Genomic DNA, 17,938 nt, shown 5'->3' on the forward strand with positions numbered 1-17,938 from the left:
GAGCCGTGTTGTCGGCGGCGCCCACTACTCTCGCGGGCATGGCTGTGAACACGTCCGCGGAATCCCCGCTCCCCGTCGGTGAGGTGTCGCGCCTCATCGGGGGGTGGATCGACCGGCTCGGGGCGGTGTGGGTCGAGGGCCAGATCACGCAGTTGTCGCGGCGCCCGGGCGCGGGTGTGGTGTTCCTGACGCTTCGGGACCCGTCGTACGACATCTCCGTCAGCGTCACCTGCTACCGGCAGGTGTTCGACGCGGTGGCGGACGTGGTGAGCGAGGGCGCCCGGGTCGTCGTGCTGGCGAAGCCCGAGTGGTACGCCCCGCGGGGGCAGCTGTCGCTGCGGGCGGCCGAGATACGGCCCGTCGGCGTCGGTGAGCTGCTCGCGCGCCTGGAGCAGCTGAAGAAGGCCCTCACGCGGGAGGGCCTGTTCGCGCCGGAGCGGAAGAAGCCGCTGCCCTTCCTGCCGCAGCTGGTCGGACTGGTCTGCGGGCGGGCCTCGGCCGCCGAGCGGGACGTCCTGGAGAACGCCCGGCACCGGTGGCCCGCGGTGCGCTTCGAGGTGCGCAACGTCGCCGTGCAGGGCGTGCACGCCGTGCCGCAGGTCGTGCAGGCCGTGAAGGAGCTCGACGCGCTCGAGGACGTGGACGTGATCATCGTGGCGCGGGGCGGCGGCAGTGTGGAGGACCTGCTGCCGTTCTCCGACGAGCAGCTGATCCGGACGGTGGCGCAGTGCCGTACGCCCGTGGTGTCCGCCATCGGGCACGAGCCCGACAACCCGCTCCTCGACCACGTGGCCGACCTGCGCGCCTCCACACCGACCGACGCCGCCAAGAAGGTCGTGCCGGACGTCGGCGAGGAGTACGAGCGGGTGCGGCTGCTGCGGGACCGGGCGCGGCGGTGCGTGGCGGCGCTGGTCGAGCGGGAGGAGCGCGGGCTGGCCCACGCGCTGGCCCGGCCGTCGATAGAGGATCCGCACCGGATGATCGACGAGCGCGCCGACCAGGTGGCGGACCTGCTCGACCGGGGCCGGCGCTGTCTGCGGCACCAGCTGGACCGGGCGGACTCGGAGCTGACGCACACGCACGCGCGGGTGGTGGCCCTCTCCCCCGCCGCCACCCTGAGGCGCGGGTACGCCGTGCTGCAGAAGGCGGACGGGCACGCGGTCCGCGACCCGGGCGAGGTGGAGGCCGGCGAGGCGCTGCGCGCGCGGGTCGGTGAGGGTGAGTTCTCCGTACGAGTGGACACATAGGGTGGGTGGATGACCAGCGAGGTTGATGAGACGCCGGGCATGGCCGAGGCGCTCGGGTACGAGCAGGCGCGGGACGAGCTGATCGAGGTCGTCCGGCGCCTGGAGGCGGGCGGTACGACGCTGGAGGAGTCCCTCGCGCTCTGGGAGCGCGGCGAGGAGCTGGCCAAGGTGTGCCGGCGCTGGCTGGACGGGGCGCGGGAGCGGCTGGACGCGGCGCTGGCGGAGGAGGCCGGGGAAGCGGGAGAGGCCGAGTAGTCGTGGACCGGTTCGGGTCGGGGTGACACACGACACCCTGATGATAGTTGAAGGTTGAACTTCACTGGCGTACGGTCGGAACCGTCAGCCGATCTTCGGACCCGACAGCTGCGAGAAAGTGCATCCATGTCCCTCGTTCTTGACCCCGCCGCCCAGGACCTGCTGTTCCGCGAGGCCCGCACCGCCAACACCTTCACCGACGAGCCGGTGACCGACGAGCAGGTGCAGGCGATCTACGACCTGGTCAAGTACGGTCCGACCGCCTTCAACCAGACCCCGCTGCGCATCACCCTGGTCCGCTCCCCCGAGGCCCGCGAGCGTCTGGTCGCGCACATGGCCGAGGGCAACCGGCCCAAGACGGCGAGCGCCCCGCTGGTCGCGATCCTCTCCGCGGACAACGAGTTCCACGAGGAGCTGCCGCACCTGTTCCCGGCCATGCCGCAGGTGAAGGACCTCTTCTTCGCCGAGCGCCCGGTCCGCGAGAACGCCGCCGCGCTGAACGCCGCCCTCCAGGCCGCGTACTTCATCGTCGGCGTCCGCGCCGCCGGTCTGGCCGCCGGCCCGATGACCGGCTTCGACTTCGAGGGCGTCCGCAAGGAGTTCCTGGACGCCGACCACACCCCGCTGATGGTCGTCAACATCGGCCGCCTGGGCCCGGACGCCTGGTACCCGCGCGCCCCGCGGCTGGAGTTCGACCAGGTCGTCAAGACGGTCTGAGATCCGCGCACACGCTCTGAGATCAGCACACAGCAAAGGCCCCCGGCGCGCGCCGGGGGCCTTCCCTGTGTGCGGCGGGTGTCACTCCGCCTTCAGCGCGTCCGCCATCTTCGTCAGCTGCGCGAACGACGCGGTGCCCGTCACGACCGTCGTCGAGCCCTCGGTGCCCTCCAGGACCAGCGCGTCGTAGCGGCCCCCCACGTAGCGGGTCCAGGTCCGGCCGTCGATCTTCTCGGTCTTCCCGGTCTCCTGCGCGCCCTTGGTGCGCTCGTCGACGAAGACCGGGCGCGGCTGAGTGGACTGCTCGACCGCCACGTACTCCCCTTCGGGATCGTGGAAGCCGAGGTGCCAGGCGTCGAAGTCGTCACCCTGATAGCGGACGGAGGTGGCCTTCCATGCGTCGGGCAGTCCTTCGGGCGCGGCCACGGGGTACGGAGCCGCGCGGCGGGCCGTGAGCAGCTCGACCCGGTAGTCGACGCGCTTGACCTCGCGCGGGCTCTCGTCGTGCGGGATGAAGAGGTATATGAAGCCCGCGACCAGGACGATGACACCCATGGAGAGGATCATGTCCCGCGCCGTCTTCTGCTTGCCGTTCGTGCCTGCCACGCCCCCTATCGTCGCAGGTGCTGAGCGCGCTCATCCGTGGGGGCCCCTGCTCATTTTGCGGTCTCAGAGATAGAGTCGGTCGACAGAACCCTCTTTCCGGCCGTCGTCGTACAGAAAGGTGCGCTCCGATGACCGAGCATCATCACTTGCCGTCCGAACTGGATGTGCCCTCCGAGGCCCCCGACCGCAACCTCGCCCTCGAGCTGGTCCGGGTGACCGAGGCGGCGGCGATGGCCGCGGGCCGCTGGGTCGGACGCGGTGACAAGAACGGCGCCGACGGCGCCGCGGTGCGCGCCATGCGCACCCTCGTCTCCACCGTCTCGATGAACGGCGTCGTCGTCATCGGCGAGGGCGAGAAGGACGAGGCCCCGATGCTGTTCAACGGGGAGCACGTGGGCGACGGGACGGGGCCCGAGTGCGACATCGCCGTCGACCCGATCGACGGCACCACGCTGACCGCGAAGGGCATGACGAACGCGATCGCGGTGCTGGCCGCCGCCGAGCGCGGTTCCATGTTCGACCCGTCGGCGGTCTTCTACATGGACAAGCTCGTCACCGGGCCCGAGGCGGCCGACTTCGTCGACATCAACGCGCCGGTGTCGGTGAACATCCGCCGGGTCGCCAAGGCGAAGCGGTCCGCGCCGGAGGACGTCACCGTGGTGATCCTCGACCGGCCGCGGCACGAGGGCATCATCAAGGAGATCCGGGACACCGGGGCGCGCATCAAGCTGATCTCCGACGGCGATGTCGCCGGCTCCATCCTGGCGCTGCGCGAGGGCACGGGCGTCGATCTGCTGCTCGGCGTCGGCGGCACGCCGGAGGGGATCATCTCGGCCTGTGCGGTGAAGTGCCTGGGCGGCACGATCCAGGGCAAGCTGTGGCCCAAGGACGACGAGGAGCGGCAGCGGGCGGTCGACGCGGGGCATGATCTGGACCGGGTGCTGACCACGGAGGACCTGGTCACCGGGGAGAACGTGTTCTTCGTGGCCACGGGCATCACCGACGGGGAGCTGCTGCGGGGGGTCCGGTACCGGGCCGAGACCGCTACGACCGACTCGATCGTGATGCGGTCGCGGTCGGGGACGGTGCGGAGGATTTCCTCGGAGCACCGGCTGAGCAAGCTGCGGGCGTACAGCGCGATCGACTTCGACAAGGGGAAGTAGCGGGACACCGTGAGACCGGAGGCAGCTCTCCGGTCATGCCGAAGGGCGCCCCCGGTGCGGTGGGGGCGCCCTTCGAGGTGTTGCCCGGTGTGCTGCTCGACGTGCCGCTGAAGGCTTGTGGGCGGTCAGCCCGCCGCGGCTATCCGGTTCGCCGAGCGGGCCGCCTTCTTCAGCTCCAGATCGCGGCGGCGGCGGCGCGCCAGGACCACGCGGCGTTCGGCGGCGGTCAGACCGCCCCAGACGCCGTAGGGCTCGGGCTGCAGCAGGGCGTGCTCGCGGCATTCCACCATGACCGGACAGCGGGCGCAGACCCGCTTCGCAGCCTCTTCCCGGGAGAGCCGGGCGGCCGTCGGTTCCTTGGAGGGGGCGAAGAAGAGGCCGGCCTCGTCGCGCCGGCACACCGCCTCGGTGTGCCACGGGGCGTCTTGGTCCCTGTCTCGCACTGGCACCCGCGGGGCCGGAACGGCAGCTACCTGCAGAGACGAATGCGGCGGTTGCAGCACGGTCTACTCCTGACGACGGCTTCGCGAGCGAGAGACGATGCAGCAAGGCCTACCCGCTGTGCGCGCGCCTATGCACTGAGTTCCCAACCGCTGGTTCGGCCCCCGGTCTCCCCTCCGTCGGGCCGCGCACGAGCAGGGCGATTTGCCCTGAACGCCGGACGGATTCGCGAGTGTCAATGGCCGAGATGCTTGCGCAAACCCTTGTCGGCCTTGCGCTGCACCCGGTCGAGGATGTCCGCGACGACCCTCCCGCGCCGTGGGCGCGCCTCGATGCTGCCCAGCACGGCCCAGCCGTCGACGTAGACGACCGGGGCGTCCGGTTCGCCCGAGTCGAGCGTGTCCACCTCGAAGCTGCCGAGCACACCGCCGCCCGTGCCGCGCAGCGACACGTTCTCCGGGACGCGGATCCCGACACTGCCGAAGAGCGCGAAGGACTTGATCACGACGTGCTGGTGGTCGAAGAGCGCCTCACTGAGGTCGATCTCCACACTGCCGAAGATCGCGTACGCGTGGATACGGCCGCCTGTGCGCCAGCGGCCCTTGCGGACCGCGCCGCTGAAGATCGCCACCACGTTGTCGTCCGGGTCGACCGGAACGGCGCCCGCGATCGGCCGATGCGGGGCCGGAGCCCGGGACGGGCCGCCCGGGCCCTGGCGGTGGGCGGCGGGCAGGTCCCGTATGTGGACCTCCAGCTCGCCGACCGTCTTGGCGCGCAGCACCCCTTCGACGCGCTCGGCGTGCTCGTCCGCGGTGAGACGGCCCTCGGCGAGGGCGTCGTGCAGGATGTCGGCGATCCGGTCGCGCTCGGCGTCGGAGGCGCGGAGCCCGGAGGCGGCCGGCGTCTGCTTCTGGAGGTCCTGCTTCTGAAGGTCCACGGCAGCAGCGTACCGAAGACACGATAGATCGCGATACCCTCCGCGGTGCTCGACTGTGACGAACTGAGCCTTACCTCACAAGCTCGCCGTCAGCGGCAGGTTCTACGCTGGTGGGCGCTCGCCAAAGGAGGCGGGCCGCCGTCCGCAGAGTGAGGAATGGGCTGAGATGCCTGAGTTCGCGTACACCGATCTGCTCCCCCAGGCAGAGGACACCACGCCGTACCGGCTGGTGACCTCCGAGGGTGTCTCCACGGTCGAGGGGCCGGACGGGCGGACCTTCCTCAAGGTGGAGCCGGAGGCGCTGCGCAAGCTCGCCGAGGAGGCCATCCACGACATCCAGCACTACCTGCGCCCGGCCCACCTCGCGCAGCTGCGCCGCATCATCGACGACCCGGAGGCGTCGGGCAACGACAAGTTCGTGGCGCTGGACCTGCTGAAGAACGCGAACATCGCGGCGGCGGGCGTGCTGCCCATGTGCCAGGACACGGGCACGGCGATCGTGATGGGCAAGCGCGGCCAGAACGTGCTGACGGCGGGCCGCGACGAGGAGGCCCTGTCCCGCGGCATCTACGACGCCTACCAGAACCTCAACCTGCGCTACTCGCAGATGGCTCCGCTCACCATGTGGGAGGAGAAGAACACCGGCTCCAACCTCCCCGCGCAGATCGAGCTGTACGCGACCGACGGCGGCGCCTACAAGTTCCTGTTCATGGCGAAGGGCGGCGGCTCGGCCAACAAGTCGTTCCTGTACCAGGAGACGAAGGCCGTTCTGAACGAGGCCTCCATGATGAAGTTCCTGGAGGAGAAGATCCGCTCGCTGGGCACGGCGGCCTGCCCGCCCTACCACCTGGCGATCGTGGTCGGCGGCACGTCCGCCGAGTACGCGCTGAAGACGGCGAAGTACGCCTCCGCGCACTACCTCGACGAGATCCCGGCGGAGGGCTCCGAGCTGGGGCACGGCTTCCGGGACCAGGAGCTGGAGCAGAAGGTCTTCGAGCTGACGCAGAAGATCGGCATCGGCGCGCAGTTCGGCGGCAAGTACTTCTGCCACGACGTGCGCGTGGTGCGGCTGCCGCGGCACGGCGCGTCCTGCCCGGTGGCCATCGCGGTGTCCTGCTCCGCCGACCGCCAGGCCGTCGCCAAGATCACCGCCGAGGGCGTCTTCCTGGAGCAGCTGGAGACGGACCCGGCGCGGTTCCTGCCGGAGACGACGGACGAGCAGCTCGACGAGAGCGGCGACGTCGTGAAGATCGACCTCAACCAGCCGATGGAGACGATCCTCGCCGAGCTGACCAAGTACCCGGTGAAGACCCGGCTGTCCCTCACCGGCCCGCTGGTCGTCGCCCGTGACATCGCGCACGCCAAGATCAAGGAGCGGCTGGACGCGGGCGAGGAGATGCCGCAGTACCTGAAGGACCACCCGGTGTACTACGCCGGCCCGGCCAAGACGCCCGAGGGCTACGCGTCGGGCTCCTTCGGCCCGACCACGGCCGGCCGGATGGACTCCTACGTGGAGCAGTTCCAGGCGGCGGGCGGCTCCAAGGTGATGCTGGCGAAGGGCAACCGCAGCAAGCAGGTCACCGACGCGTGCAACGCCCACGGCGGTTTCTACCTGGGCTCCATCGGCGGCCCGGCCGCCCGGCTCGCCCAGGACTGCATCAAGAAGGTCGAGGTCGTCGAGTACGAGGAGCTCGGCATGGAGGCCGTCTGGAAGATCGAGGTCGAGGACTTCCCGGCGTTCATCGTCGTCGACGACAAGGGCAACGACTTCTTCCAGGACCCTGCCCCGGCGCCGACGTTCACCTCGATCCCGGTGCGGGGGCCTGGGCTGGCCTAGTGCCCCGGGGCGGCGGGGTCGGATCCCGCCCCCGCCGCCCCGCCCCGTTCCCTCCGGCGGGGTCTCCGCCCCCCGCCCCGGTCCAGGAACATCACCGCCCTCTCGATCGCTATAGCCGGTATGAGCGACGAATACCGCATCGAGCACGACTCCATGGGCGAAGTGCGTGTCCCCGCAGAGGCCAAGTGGCGTGCTCAGACGCAGCGTGCCGTGGAGAACTTCCCGGTCTCGGGGCAGCGCATCGAGCGCGCGCACATCGAGGCGCTGGCCCGGATCAAGGGGGCGGCGGCCAAGGTCAACGCCGAGCTGGGGGTTCTGGACAAGGACATCGCCGGGGCGATCCAGGAGGCGGCCGGGGAGGTCGCCGAGGGCAGGTGGGACGAGCACTTCCCCGTCGACGTGTTCCAGACCGGGTCCGGCACCTCGTCCAACATGAACACCAACGAGGTCATCGCCACGCTGGCGAGCGAGCGGCTGGGCAAGGGCGTACACCCCAACGACCATGTGAACGCGTCCCAGTCGTCCAACGACGTGTTCCCCTCCTCCATCCACATCGCCGCCACCGCCGCCGTCACCCGGGACCTGATCCCCGCCCTGGACCACCTCGCCGTCTCCCTGGAGCGCAAGGCCGAGGAGTTCTCCGACGTCGTGAAGTCGGGGCGGACCCACCTCATGGACGCCACGCCCGTGACGCTGGGGCAGGAGTTCGGCGGATACGCCGCCCAGGTGCGGTACGGCATCGAGCGGCTGGAGGCCTCGCTGCCCCGGCTCGCCGAACTGCCCCTCGGCGGCACGGCCGTCGGCACGGGCATCAACACCCCGCCCGGATTCTCCGCCGCCGTGATCGAGGAGGTCGCCCGCACCACCGGACTGCCCCTCACCGAGGCCCGTGACCACTTCGAGGCACAGGGCGCCCGGGACGGCGTCGTGGAGACGAGCGGGCAGCTGCGCACCATCGCGGTCGGACTGACGAAGATCGCCAACGACCTGCGGTGGATGTCCTCCGGGCCGCGCACCGGCCTCGCCGAGATCGCCCTGCCGGACCTCCAGCCGGGCTCCTCGATCATGCCGGGCAAGGTGAACCCGGTCATTCCGGAGGCCGTGCTGATGGTCGCCGCCCAGGTGGTGGGCAACGACGCGACCGTCGCCACGGCCGGCGCCGCGGGCAACTTCGAGCTCAACGTGATGCTGCCGGTCATCGCGAAGAACGTGCTGGAGTCGATCCGGCTGCTCGCGAACGCCTCGCGGCTGCTGGCCGACCGGACCGTCGACGGCATCACCGCCGACCGCGAACGGGCCCGGGAGTACGCCGAGTCCTCCCCCTCCGTCGTCACGCCGCTCAACAAGTACATCGGGTACGAGGAGGCCGCCAAGGTCGCCAAGAAGGCGCTGGCCGAGCGGAAGACGATCCGGCAGGTCGTGCTGGACGGAGGGTACGTGGAACGTGGTGACCTGACGATGGAGCAGCTCGACGAGGCGCTGGATGTCCTGCGGATGACGCGCCCGTGACGTTTCGCGACGCACGTGCGCCCGGCGCGTGAACCGTGACACGCGCCGCAGCGTCGTGTGCCCATGGCACCTAATATCTGTGCATGGCAGAGGGCGGAGCGGTGAGACGCGTGGGAACGGGCGGTGCGGCGGGCTTCTGGGCGCCCGGGAGCCGGATTCTGTGGCGGTACCGGGAGAACGGCGGAGCGGGTTTCCACATCGCGCGCCCCGTCACCGTCGTACGGGACGACGCGGAGCTGCTCGCCGTGTGGCTGGCGCCGGGCACCGAGTGCGTGAAGCCCGTGCTCGCCGACGGCACCCCCGTGCACCTGGAACCGCTTCAGTCGCGCTACACCAAGCCGCGGACCGTGCAGCGCGACCGGTGGTTCGGCACCGGCGTCCTGAAGCTGGCCCGCCCCGGCGAGCCCTGGTCGGTGTGGCTGTTCTGGGAGCCGGGCTGGCTCTTCAAGAACTGGTACGTGAACCTGGAGGAGCCGCTGACCCGCTGGGAGGGCGGCGTGGACTCCGTCGACCACTTCCTGGACATCTCCGTCCACCCGGACCGCAGCTGGCACTGGCGCGACGAGGACGAGTTCGCCCAGGCCCGGCGGGACGGGCTGATGGACGACCGGCAGGCCGAGAGTGTGCGGGCGGCCGGCCGGGCGGCGGTGGAAGTGATCCACTCCTGGGGGCCGCCGTTCTCGGAAGGCTGGCAGCAGTGGCGCCCGGATTCGTCCTGGACGGTACCGTCACTCCCGGAAGACTGGGACCGTACGCCCGCGCAAGTGTCCTCATGAGACCCTTGATGCGCCCCCGGGCAAGAAACGTAGGATCGTCCTCCGCAAGGGCGCGCGGCGGCAACTGCGGGAGCACGCGCTGGGCTTGACCGATCGTCACCGAGGGGCGGCAGGACGTGAGCGAGGGGTACGAGGGCAACACCGGGAGAGCCTGCGCCGCAGGCTCCCAGGGCTGCGGGCGGTCCGCCGGTGGCACAGGCACAACCTCTGACCACGCGGGAATTCCGTTCCTGGGGCACGTATTCCGGGTATCGGAGTTTCGGCGGGACCACCTGCACGTACGGCGTGCAGCCCCGGACGGATGGATTCGACACGCGTGACGGAGCAGCCGACCTCCTTCGGACGCCCGCAGCAGGGCGTCGACCCCGCGGACCCCCGCGGGGCGCTTGTGCACACCCCGACACCGGGTCGTGCGCCCGGCGCGGGCGCCTTACCGGTACAGGGCCGCCCAGGCGGCGACGTCACCGTTCCGGCCACGACGGCACACACTTCACCGGGCACGTCGGAGCCGGGCACCTCCACGCCGTGCGGCAAGGGCAAGGACACCGTGAGCGACCCCGCATCCGAGCACTCCCAGCCGGGTGCCGAACAGACCGCCGAGCGCGACACCCCCCGGCCGCGCCCGGCTCCCGAGGGCATCCCGGTGCAGCCGGCCGACGAGCAGGACCGGGCCGGGGTGAACCCCGACGGGCCGGAGCGGCGCAGCGGCCAGAGCCTGCCGCCCGGCCGGCCCACGCCGATGCGGCGGGACGGCGACCGGCTCAGGTTCGTGGGTGCCGCCACCCGGCGGATCGCCCGCGGCATCGATCTCGACGAGATCGTGATGGGGCTCTGCCGGGCCACCGTGCCCACGTTCTCCGACGCGATCCTGGTCTATCTGCGCGACCCGCTGCCGGTCGGCGACGAGCGGCCCACGGGTCCGCTGGTGCTCAGGCTGCGGCGCACCGACCGGATACCGGCGGAGCGCGACACCGAGAACGGCTTCCTGCCGGCCGCGCAGCCCGAGCCGAACGAGCTGGACACGGTCGGCGCCGAGCTGTGCGAGGTGCGGCCCGGCAGCGCGCTCGCCGAGGTGCTGCGCGGAGTGCGCCCGGTGTTCACCGACGCCCCCGCGGCGCGTGCCGCCCTGCCCGAACTCCTTGGGGACGGGGAAGAGTTCGCCGTCTCAGACGGGCAGCGGGCGATCCTCGCCCCGCTGCGCGGCCGCCGCCGGGTCATCGGTGCGGCCCTGTTCCTGCGCCGCCCGGAACGCCTCGCCTTCGAGGCGGACGACCTGCTGGTGGCCGCCCAGCTCGCCACGCACAGCGCGCTCGGCATCGACAAGGCCGTGCTGTACGGCCGCGAGGCGTACATCGCGGACGAGCTCCAGCGCACCATGCTGCCCGAGACACTGCCCCGCCCCACCGGCGTGCGGCTCGCTTCCCGCTATCTGCCGGCCGCGGAGACCGCGCGGGTCGGCGGCGACTGGTACGACGCCATCCCGCTGCCGGGCAGCAGGGTCGCCCTGGTCGTCGGTGACGTGATGGGGCACTCCATGACGTCGGCCGCCATCATGGGCCAGCTGCGCACCACCGCCCAGACCCTCGCCGGCCTCGACCTGCCGCCGCAGGAGGTGCTGCACCACCTCGACGAACAGGCCCAGCGCCTCGGTGTGGACCGCATGGCGACCTGCCTGTACGCCGTCTACGACCCGGTCTCGCACCGCATCACCATCGCCAACGCCGGCCACCCGCCGCCCGTCCTGCTCCACCTCGGTGGCCGGGCCGAGGTGCTGCGGGTGCCGGCCGGAGCTCCCATCGGGGTCGGCGGCGTCGACTTCGAGGCGGTGGAACTGGACGCGCCGGCCGGTGGGACGCTGCTGCTGTACACCGACGGGCTGGTCGAGTCCCGCCTGCGGGACGTGTGGACCGGCATCGAGCAGCTGCGGGAGAAGCTCGCCGCGGTCGCGCAGCTCACCGGGCCGGACCATCCGCCGCCCCTGGAAGCGCTGTGCGACGAGGTGCTCGACATGCTCGGCCCGGGTGATCGGGACGACGACATCGCGCTGCTCGCCGCCCGCTTCGACGGGATCGCGCCCAGCGACGTGGCGTACTGGTTCCTGGAGCCGGAGGACGCCGCCCCCGGCCGGGCCCGCCGCCTGGCCCGGCGCGCCCTGCAGCGCTGGGGTCTGGAGGAGCTCAGCGACTCGGTCGAGCTCCTGGTCAGTGAGGTCGTGACGAACGCCGTGCGGTACGCCTCCCGGCCGGTCACGTTGCGGCTGCTGCGCACGGACGTGCTGCGCTGCGAGGTCGGCGACGACGTCCCGCAGCTGCCCCGGCTCCGTCAGGCCCGCGCCACCGACGAGGGCGGGCGCGGGCTGTACCTGGTGAACCGGATGGCCCGGCGCTGGGGGGCGACCCGTCTGAGCACCGGCAAGGTCGTGTGGTTCGAGCTCAACCGCGGCTGACCGGCCCGGGCGGGGAGCGGGCGGGTGCCGCCCGCTCCCCGCTCAGCTGTGGGCGGCCCCGCCGCCGCGCCGACGAGGGTGTCGGACAACCGGGCGGTCAAGTCCCCTGTTCGTGTGGCTTCTGCGCGTCTCCCTCGCAAGGCGCGTTGCACCGGAGCGGCTTCGTACGTGGAATGCGACAGCGCTCGAAACTCTGAGCGTCCACAGCCGCACCTGGAGGATGCATGCCCTCTGCCACCGTCCGCAGCGCCGTCTCCGCCGGCGCCCTGGCCGCCGCCCTCACCCTCTCCCTCTCCTCGCAGGCCGCCGCAGACGTCGGGGACGAGGACATCGAGCGGCTCGAGCTCGTCGGCGTCATCAAGACGGACTCCACCCCGTACTACGCGCTGACCGGCGACAGCTGGACCACGTACATGCACCTGTACACGCCCGGTGACAAGCGCGTCGGCGACGCAAGTGCCCGGTGCTCCGCCGTGGAGGCGCCCCTGTTCGAGAGCCGGGTGACGACCCAGTGCACGCGGGTCCTGCGCTTGAAGGCCGGGGAGATCACCCTGCACGACGTGATCACCCGCGAGGGCAGGGAGAAGGTCACCGCCAGGACCGCCATCGCGGGCGGCACGGGCAAGTACAACGACGCCGAGGGAGAGGGCTACATCACCCTCGACGGCGACCGCGTCGTCTTCGACCTCTACGTCGATGACTGACCGATACACCCGGCAGGAACGGCGTCCGTCGACCGACCCAGGAGGTTTCGTGATCACATCGGCTGTCCGCGGGTTGGCTGTCGCCGCCCTCACCAGCGCGTTCGCCCTTCTTCCGGCGTCGGCACACGCCGAGGAGAAGGACGCTGACAACGACATCGAGAGGGTGGAGCTCGTCGGTGTCAGCGGGTCCGACACCACCCCGGTCCGGGATGTGAGGACCAGTGACGGCTGGACGAACCACCTGGACCTCTACACGGAGGTGACCGACGGGTCCGGCAGGAAGTCGCTGCGGCACGCCGGTGACGGGACGTCGGAGTGCTCCGCGATCGCGGTCCAGGGCCCTGAGGTGACGGCGGCATGCACCCGGGTTCTGCGCCTGGCGAAGGGCACGCTGACCCTCAGTGACGTGATCAGGTACAGGTCCGGGGAGCGCGTGACGGCCAAGACCGGCATCACCGCCGGGACCGGCCACTACCGAGCCGCCTACGGTGAGGGCCGCATCACCCTGGAGGGCCGTCAGGTCGCTCTGGTGCTCGACGTCGACGAGTGACGCGCGGGACGCGGGGCCGGCACCCCCGGTCGGCCCTCAGTCCTGAACGCCGGAGGTCTTCTCGATCAGCCGGGTGAACACGATGAGCGCCCCCAGGGCGGGAAGAAGCCCGGCCAGTGTCCACAGGACGCAGAAGCCCGCCGCCGCGCCGGCCGCCATGGGCAGTGCCGTGGGCGCGTCCTCGGGGATCCCGGCCACCATCAGCAGGAAGACGATGGCGAGAATGCCCATGGCGATGATGGTGAAGAACGGCCACAGGTAGTTGACGACGGGCAGGATGCCCGCCTTCCGGGCCTTTTTCAGGAAGTTGTTGTCGCAGGCCCGGGTGATCATCGCCAGGATGCCGAACACGGACCCGATGATGACCCCCACCATGGAGACGGCGACGCCGAGCACCTCGTCCAACGGCAGGTCGTCGTCATGACCGAGCCAGGCACCTCCGGCCGCGCCGAAGAGCGCCCCCAGCGGCTCCCCCCACCACCAGCTCCGCAGGCTCACGTGCACGAGCCTCATGAACTCCTTGAAGTACTTGTCTCCTGTGGTGCGCCCGCTGGGCTCCTCCGGGTACGGGTCACAGTCTGAGGCCCTCACCACCGTTCCCGCGCCCTTCCGCCGCCACCTTCGCCCCGTACAGACCCATGTCCCGTATGGCGTCGTACAACGACGCACAGCCCTCCTCCGGGGCATCCTCCCGGGGCTCGGATTCCGGGGCCCCGCCGACGGCGCGAACGAGACGGGTACGCGTGATGTCCGGGTCGAAATCGCGGGTGCCGCTCTCGTGCTCGTGGGTCCCGCGAAGAGGGCTTTTCATGGAGCGCGCCACCTTTCATGCACGCCGGTCGGCGCGCTGGGAACGGGGCCTGAACATGCGCTCAACGATAGGCCGCTTCCACCGAACAGGCCCGCCCTGGCGACATTCAGGTGAATCTCAGGTGAACTCTCCGAGACGCGCCGGAAGGCGCCCGGTTTCCACCGGGCGCCTTCCGCGTGTCCTACTCCTCGTCCCCCGGCCGGACCGGGTCGAACGGGTCACCGTCGTCCGGCGGTGTCGTCGTCGGAGTCGCCGGCGGGGTGGAGGTGGGTGGTGTCGTCGTCGGAGTCGCCGGCGGCGAGCTGCTCGGCTCCTCGGTCGTCGGCGGCGGGGACGACGACGGCGCCTCGGTCGTCGGCTCCTGCGTCGGCTCCCGGGTCGGCTCCTGGGTGGGTGTCGGCGTCCGCGTCGGCGGGACGGCAGCGCCCTGCTGGGTGTCCAGGTCGAACCTGGTGACGTCGCCCATCACACCGAAGGTGTACGCCGCCCAGATCAGCGCCGGGAAACCACCGCCGTCGACCCGGGCCTCGCCGCCCGCCTTGTACATCGGGACCTGCTTGTAAGGGGGCTTGTTGTCCTCGCCGAACAGGCCGACCGAGGTGACCAGCTTCGGCGTGTAGCCGGTGAACCAGGCCGACTTGTTGTTGTCGGACGTACCCGTCTTGCCCGCGACCTGCTGGCCGTCGCGCCGGGGGTTGTTGCGCACCGATGTCTGGGCGGTGCCGTCGTCGACCACGCCGGTCAGCACCGACGTCACGGTGTCGGCGGCCTCGCGGCTGATGACCTGCTCGCCGATCGGGTCGGGCATCTTCACGCTGCGGTTCAGGTGCTCGGCCGACTTCACGAGGGCCGGGGTGACCTTCTTGCCGTGGTTGTCGAGGGTGGCGTAGACGCCGGCCATCTCCAGGGGACTCGCGCCCATGCTGCCGAGGGTCTGGGCGGGCACGGCCTCCATGTTCTCGGTGTCCATGCCGAGCTTGCCGGCGACGTCCACCACGTTCGACATGCCGACGTCGACGCCCATCTGCGCGAAGACGGAGTTGACGGACTTGTTCATCGCCGTCTGGACGGAGATCGGGCCGTAGTTCCTGTCGTCCTCGTTCTCGGGGGCGAAGCCGACCTTGCTGCCGTTCTCCATGACCTGGCGCTTGCTCGTGCCGTCATAGACCGTGTCGGCGGTGATCGGGTCGCCGTCCTGGGTCTTCGCCTGCTCCTCCAGTGCCGCGGCCAGGATGACCGGCTTGAAGGTGGAGGCGGGCTGGTAGTCGGTGCGGGTGGCGTTGTTGGTGTAGTGCTTGAAGTAGTCCTCGCCGCCGTACATCGCGACCACGGCGCCCGTCTTCGGGTTCACCGAGGCGGCACCGGCCTGGACGTCCGCGTCGACCTCGCGCTTGTCGGGGTCGAGCTTGCTGGTCAGCTGCCGCTGGACGGACTTCTCCAGCGCCGCCTGCTTCTTCTTGTCGATGTTGAGCGTGATGGTCCAGCCGCCGGCGTTGACCATCGCATCGGCTTCCTTGCGGCTGCTCGCGACGCCCTCGGCGACGAGCCGCTTCTCCAGTGTCGCGTTGGCCGCGTTGACCAGATAGCCCTTCTGGCCCTCCATGCCAGGGGCGGGCTTGGGCTCCTCCGGCACCGGGAACCTCATGCCGGCCCGCTCCGACCGGCTCAGCCACTTCTCCTCGACCATGTTGTCCAGGACGTAGTTCCAGCGGGCCTTCACCAGCTTCTTGCCGTTCTCGGACGCGACGGCCCAGTCGTACTGGCTGGGGGCCTGGAGCAGCGCGGCGAGGTAGGCGCCCTGCGCGACGTCGAGGTCCTCGGCGTCCTCGCGGTAATAGGCCTGGGCGGCGGCCTGGATGCCGTAGGCGTTGCGGCCGTAGTAGCTGGTGTTGATGTAGCCGGCGAGGATGTAGTCCTTGGACTTCTCCCGGTCCAGCTTCAGCGAGATCACCAGCTCCTTGAGCTTGCGGGAGACGGTCTGTTCCTGCGTCAGGTAGTAGTTCTTGACGTACTGCTGGGTGATCGTCGAACCGCCCTGCGCGCCCCGGCCGGAGAGCGTGTTGAGCACGCCTCGGGCGGTGCCCTTCAGGTCGACGCCGGCGTCCTTGTAGAAGGTCTTGTTCTCGGCTGCGACGAAGGTGTTCCGGACCTCCTTGGGGACCCGGGACAGATCGACGACCTCGCGGTTGACCTTGCCGTCGCGGGCCATGATCGTGCCGTCGCTGTACTTGTAGATGTTGCTCTGCCGCTCGGCGTCGACGTTCCCGGCCGCGGGGATGTCGATCATCATGTACAGCGCGATGAAGGCGCCCATACCGAGCAGGCACAGGCCGAAGAAGGTGCCGAGGATCTTCTTCCAGCTGAAGAGCCTGCGTATGCCGCCCTTCCCGGCCGCGCCCGACGAACGGCGCCTGGGCGCCGCCCGGCGTCCACCGCGCTGTCTGGCGCGTCTCTCTTCCGCTCGTCCCATGGGTCCGATCTGCTCCGCTTCGCTCATGTGTGCCCACATGTCACACAGGTTCGCCGCTCAGGTCAGCTCAGAAAGCTAACACCGGGAGATAAGAGATAGGGCTGCCGATCCGGCTCTTTGCGGACGTGACAATCAGCACCCATCCCAACGGAACCGACGTTCCAGACGCCCGCAGGGTTGCCAGGAACCAAAAAAGTGATATCACTTAGATAGGAGGAAGCTAAGCGGGAGAGGCTTCCCAGGAGAAACGGGGGATCACCCATGTCCACACAGGAACCGCAGGTCACGGCAGATGTGCCCGAGATGCCCGCACCCCGCGTGCGGGAGGTCACCGCGCACAGCATCGGCGGCGGCCTCGCGCTGCTGCTCGGCCTGCTCGGGCTGCTGGCCGGCGCCGGGCTGATCGCGGTCGCCACGTCGGTGGACGGGGCAGGCGCGAAGGCCGCGCTGATCATCACCGGCATCCTGGTCGCGCTCGCGGCCTTCCTGGCCATGTGCGGGCTGAACATGGTGGCGCCCGGCGAGGCCCGGGTCGTCCAGCTCTTCGGCCGCTACCGGGGGACCATCCGCCAGGACGGCCTGCGCTGGGTGAACCCCTTCACCTCGCGCACCAGGATCTCGACGCGGGTCCGCAACCACGAGACCGCCGTCCTGAAGGTCAACGACGCCTACGGCAACCCGATCGAGCTCGCGGCGGTCGTGGTGTGGCGGGTGGAGGACACCGCCCAGGCCGTCTTCGAGGTGGACGACTACATCGAGTTCGTCTCCACACAGACCGAGGCGGCCGTGCGGCACATCGCCATCGAGTACCCCTACGACGCCCACGAGGAGGACGGCCTCTCACTGCGCGGCAACGCCGAGGAGATCACCGAGAAGCTCGCCGCCGAACTGCACGCGCGGGTGGAGGCGGCCGGGGTGCAGATCATCGAGTCGCGGTTCACCCACCTCGCGTACGCCCCGGAGATCGCCTCGGCGATGCTCCAGCGTCAGCAGGCCGGAGCGGTGGTCGCCGCGCGGCGGCAGATCGTGGACGGAGCGGTGGGGATGGTCGAGGCCGCGATCGCCCGGATCGCCGAGCGGGACATCGTGGAGCTGGACTCCGAACGGAAGGCGGCGATGGTCTCCAACCTGATGGTGGTGCTGTGCGGTGACCGCGCCGCACAGCCGGTCCTCAACACCGGGTCCCTCTACCAGTGACGGCCCCGTCCGAAGACCCGGACCCCCGGCGCCGGCCGCAGCAGCAGCGCAAGCAGGTGCTGCTGCGGCTGGACCCGGCGGTGTACGAGGCGCTCGCCCGGTGGGCCGGAGACGAGCTGCGGTCCGCGAACGCCCAGATCGAGTTCCTGTTGCGCAGGGCCCTCAAGGAAGCCGGGCGGCTGCCGCGGGACACCGGGCCGCCGCCCCGGCGGGGCCGGCCGCCACGCGACGGCGGTGGCGCGTAGCAGAACCGTGACAAACGGCCGCCACCT

Annotated in this window: 18 protein-coding genes; 12 read left to right on the top strand and 6 right to left on the bottom strand. The window is 70.6% G+C overall.

Going from position 1 to position 17,938, the window contains the following annotated elements:
* Positions 1 to 38: 38 nt before the first annotated feature.
* The 3 genes from xseA (at position 39) to IE212_RS00610 (ending at position 2,219) form a co-directional block, all read left to right on the top strand.
* Positions 39 to 1,247, top strand: coding sequence for an exodeoxyribonuclease VII large subunit (gene xseA / locus IE212_RS00600; protein WP_190195658.1), 1,209 nt, complete (start codon positions 39 to 41; stop codon positions 1,245 to 1,247).
* A 9-nt stretch (positions 1,248 to 1,256) separates the two neighbouring features.
* Positions 1,257 to 1,502, top strand: coding sequence for an exodeoxyribonuclease VII small subunit (locus IE212_RS00605; RefSeq protein ID WP_190195659.1), 246 nt, complete (start codon positions 1,257 to 1,259; stop codon positions 1,500 to 1,502).
* Between the two features lie 126 nt (positions 1,503 to 1,628).
* The gene (locus tag IE212_RS00610) at positions 1,629 to 2,219 is read left to right on the top strand and encodes a malonic semialdehyde reductase (protein WP_190195660.1); all 591 of its coding nucleotides are present in this window, start codon (positions 1,629 to 1,631) and stop codon (positions 2,217 to 2,219) included.
* A gap of 81 nt (positions 2,220 to 2,300) precedes the next feature.
* On the opposite strand, the gene IE212_RS00615 is transcribed toward IE212_RS00610, so the two are convergent.
* Entirely contained in the window at positions 2,301 to 2,825 is a 525-nt protein-coding gene (locus IE212_RS00615) for a DUF4245 domain-containing protein (RefSeq protein WP_190195661.1), read from the bottom strand.
* A 128-nt stretch (positions 2,826 to 2,953) separates the two neighbouring features.
* On the opposite strand from IE212_RS00615, the gene glpX reads away from it, so the two are divergent.
* Positions 2,954 to 3,988, top strand: coding sequence for a class II fructose-bisphosphatase (gene glpX, locus IE212_RS00620; protein WP_190195662.1), 1,035 nt, complete (start codon positions 2,954 to 2,956; stop codon positions 3,986 to 3,988).
* Between the two features lie 125 nt (positions 3,989 to 4,113).
* Here the strand turns inward: glpX and IE212_RS00625 are convergent, their stop codons facing one another.
* Positions 4,114 to 4,491 carry a WhiB family transcriptional regulator gene (locus IE212_RS00625; protein WP_190195663.1) on the bottom strand — a complete coding sequence of 126 codons (378 nt, stop codon included), beginning with the start codon at positions 4,489 to 4,491 and terminating at the stop codon, positions 4,114 to 4,116.
* Between the two features lie 173 nt (positions 4,492 to 4,664).
* Positions 4,665 to 5,366, bottom strand: coding sequence for a DUF1707 SHOCT-like domain-containing protein (locus IE212_RS00630; protein WP_190195664.1), 702 nt, complete (start codon positions 5,364 to 5,366; stop codon positions 4,665 to 4,667).
* A gap of 166 nt (positions 5,367 to 5,532) precedes the next feature.
* On the opposite strand from IE212_RS00630, the gene IE212_RS00640 reads away from it, so the two are divergent.
* From IE212_RS00640 to IE212_RS00665, 6 genes are all read left to right on the top strand, one after another.
* A complete protein-coding gene (locus IE212_RS00640; RefSeq protein WP_190195666.1) occupies positions 5,533 to 7,203 on the top strand; it encodes a fumarate hydratase in 1,671 nt (556 codons plus the stop codon).
* 120 nt (positions 7,204 to 7,323) lie between these two features.
* Positions 7,324 to 8,712 (top strand): class II fumarate hydratase, encoded by a 1,389-nt coding sequence (locus tag IE212_RS00645; RefSeq protein WP_190195667.1) that lies wholly within the window; start codon positions 7,324 to 7,326, stop codon positions 8,710 to 8,712.
* 83 nt (positions 8,713 to 8,795) lie between these two features.
* The gene (gene fomD, locus IE212_RS00650; protein WP_190195668.1) at positions 8,796 to 9,488 is read left to right on the top strand and encodes a cytidylyl-2-hydroxypropylphosphonate hydrolase; all 693 of its coding nucleotides are present in this window, start codon (positions 8,796 to 8,798) and stop codon (positions 9,486 to 9,488) included.
* Positions 9,489 to 9,789: 301 nt separating this feature from the next.
* Positions 9,790 to 11,934 (top strand): SpoIIE family protein phosphatase, encoded by a 2,145-nt coding sequence (locus IE212_RS00655; protein ID WP_190195669.1) that lies wholly within the window; start codon positions 9,790 to 9,792, stop codon positions 11,932 to 11,934.
* A gap of 224 nt (positions 11,935 to 12,158) precedes the next feature.
* Complete coding sequence (locus IE212_RS00660; protein ID WP_190195670.1) at positions 12,159 to 12,638, top strand: hypothetical protein; 480 nt, start codon at positions 12,159 to 12,161, stop codon at positions 12,636 to 12,638.
* 49 nt (positions 12,639 to 12,687) lie between these two features.
* Positions 12,688 to 13,188, top strand: coding sequence for a hypothetical protein (locus tag IE212_RS00665; protein ID WP_190195671.1), 501 nt, complete (start codon positions 12,688 to 12,690; stop codon positions 13,186 to 13,188).
* 36 nt (positions 13,189 to 13,224) lie between these two features.
* Here the strand turns inward: IE212_RS00665 and IE212_RS00670 are convergent, their stop codons facing one another.
* From IE212_RS00670 to IE212_RS00680, 3 genes are all read right to left on the bottom strand, one after another.
* Entirely contained in the window at positions 13,225 to 13,701 is a 477-nt protein-coding gene (locus IE212_RS00670) for a hypothetical protein (RefSeq protein ID WP_190195672.1), read from the bottom strand.
* Between the two features lie 58 nt (positions 13,702 to 13,759).
* Positions 13,760 to 13,999 carry a hypothetical protein gene (locus IE212_RS00675; protein WP_190195673.1) on the bottom strand — a complete coding sequence of 80 codons (240 nt, stop codon included), beginning with the start codon at positions 13,997 to 13,999 and terminating at the stop codon, positions 13,760 to 13,762.
* Positions 14,000 to 14,180: 181 nt separating this feature from the next.
* A complete protein-coding gene (locus IE212_RS00680; protein ID WP_190196138.1) occupies positions 14,181 to 16,469 on the bottom strand; it encodes a transglycosylase domain-containing protein in 2,289 nt (762 codons plus the stop codon).
* 261 nt (positions 16,470 to 16,730) lie between these two features.
* On the opposite strand from IE212_RS00680, the gene IE212_RS00685 reads away from it, so the two are divergent.
* Together IE212_RS00685 and IE212_RS00690 are read left to right on the top strand one after the other, a co-directional pair.
* Complete coding sequence (locus tag IE212_RS00685) at positions 16,731 to 17,666, top strand: SPFH domain-containing protein (protein WP_190195674.1); 936 nt, start codon at positions 16,731 to 16,733, stop codon at positions 17,664 to 17,666.
* Positions 17,663 to 17,911, top strand: coding sequence for a type II toxin-antitoxin system antitoxin (locus tag IE212_RS00690; protein ID WP_190195675.1), 249 nt, complete (start codon positions 17,663 to 17,665; stop codon positions 17,909 to 17,911). The genes IE212_RS00685 and IE212_RS00690 overlap by 4 nt, the downstream gene beginning before the upstream one ends.
* The last annotated feature ends 27 nt before the right edge of the window (positions 17,912 to 17,938 follow it).

This window comes from Streptomyces djakartensis (assembly GCF_014651075.1).
GTDB classification, from domain to species: domain Bacteria; phylum Actinomycetota; class Actinomycetes; order Streptomycetales; family Streptomycetaceae; genus Streptomyces; species Streptomyces djakartensis.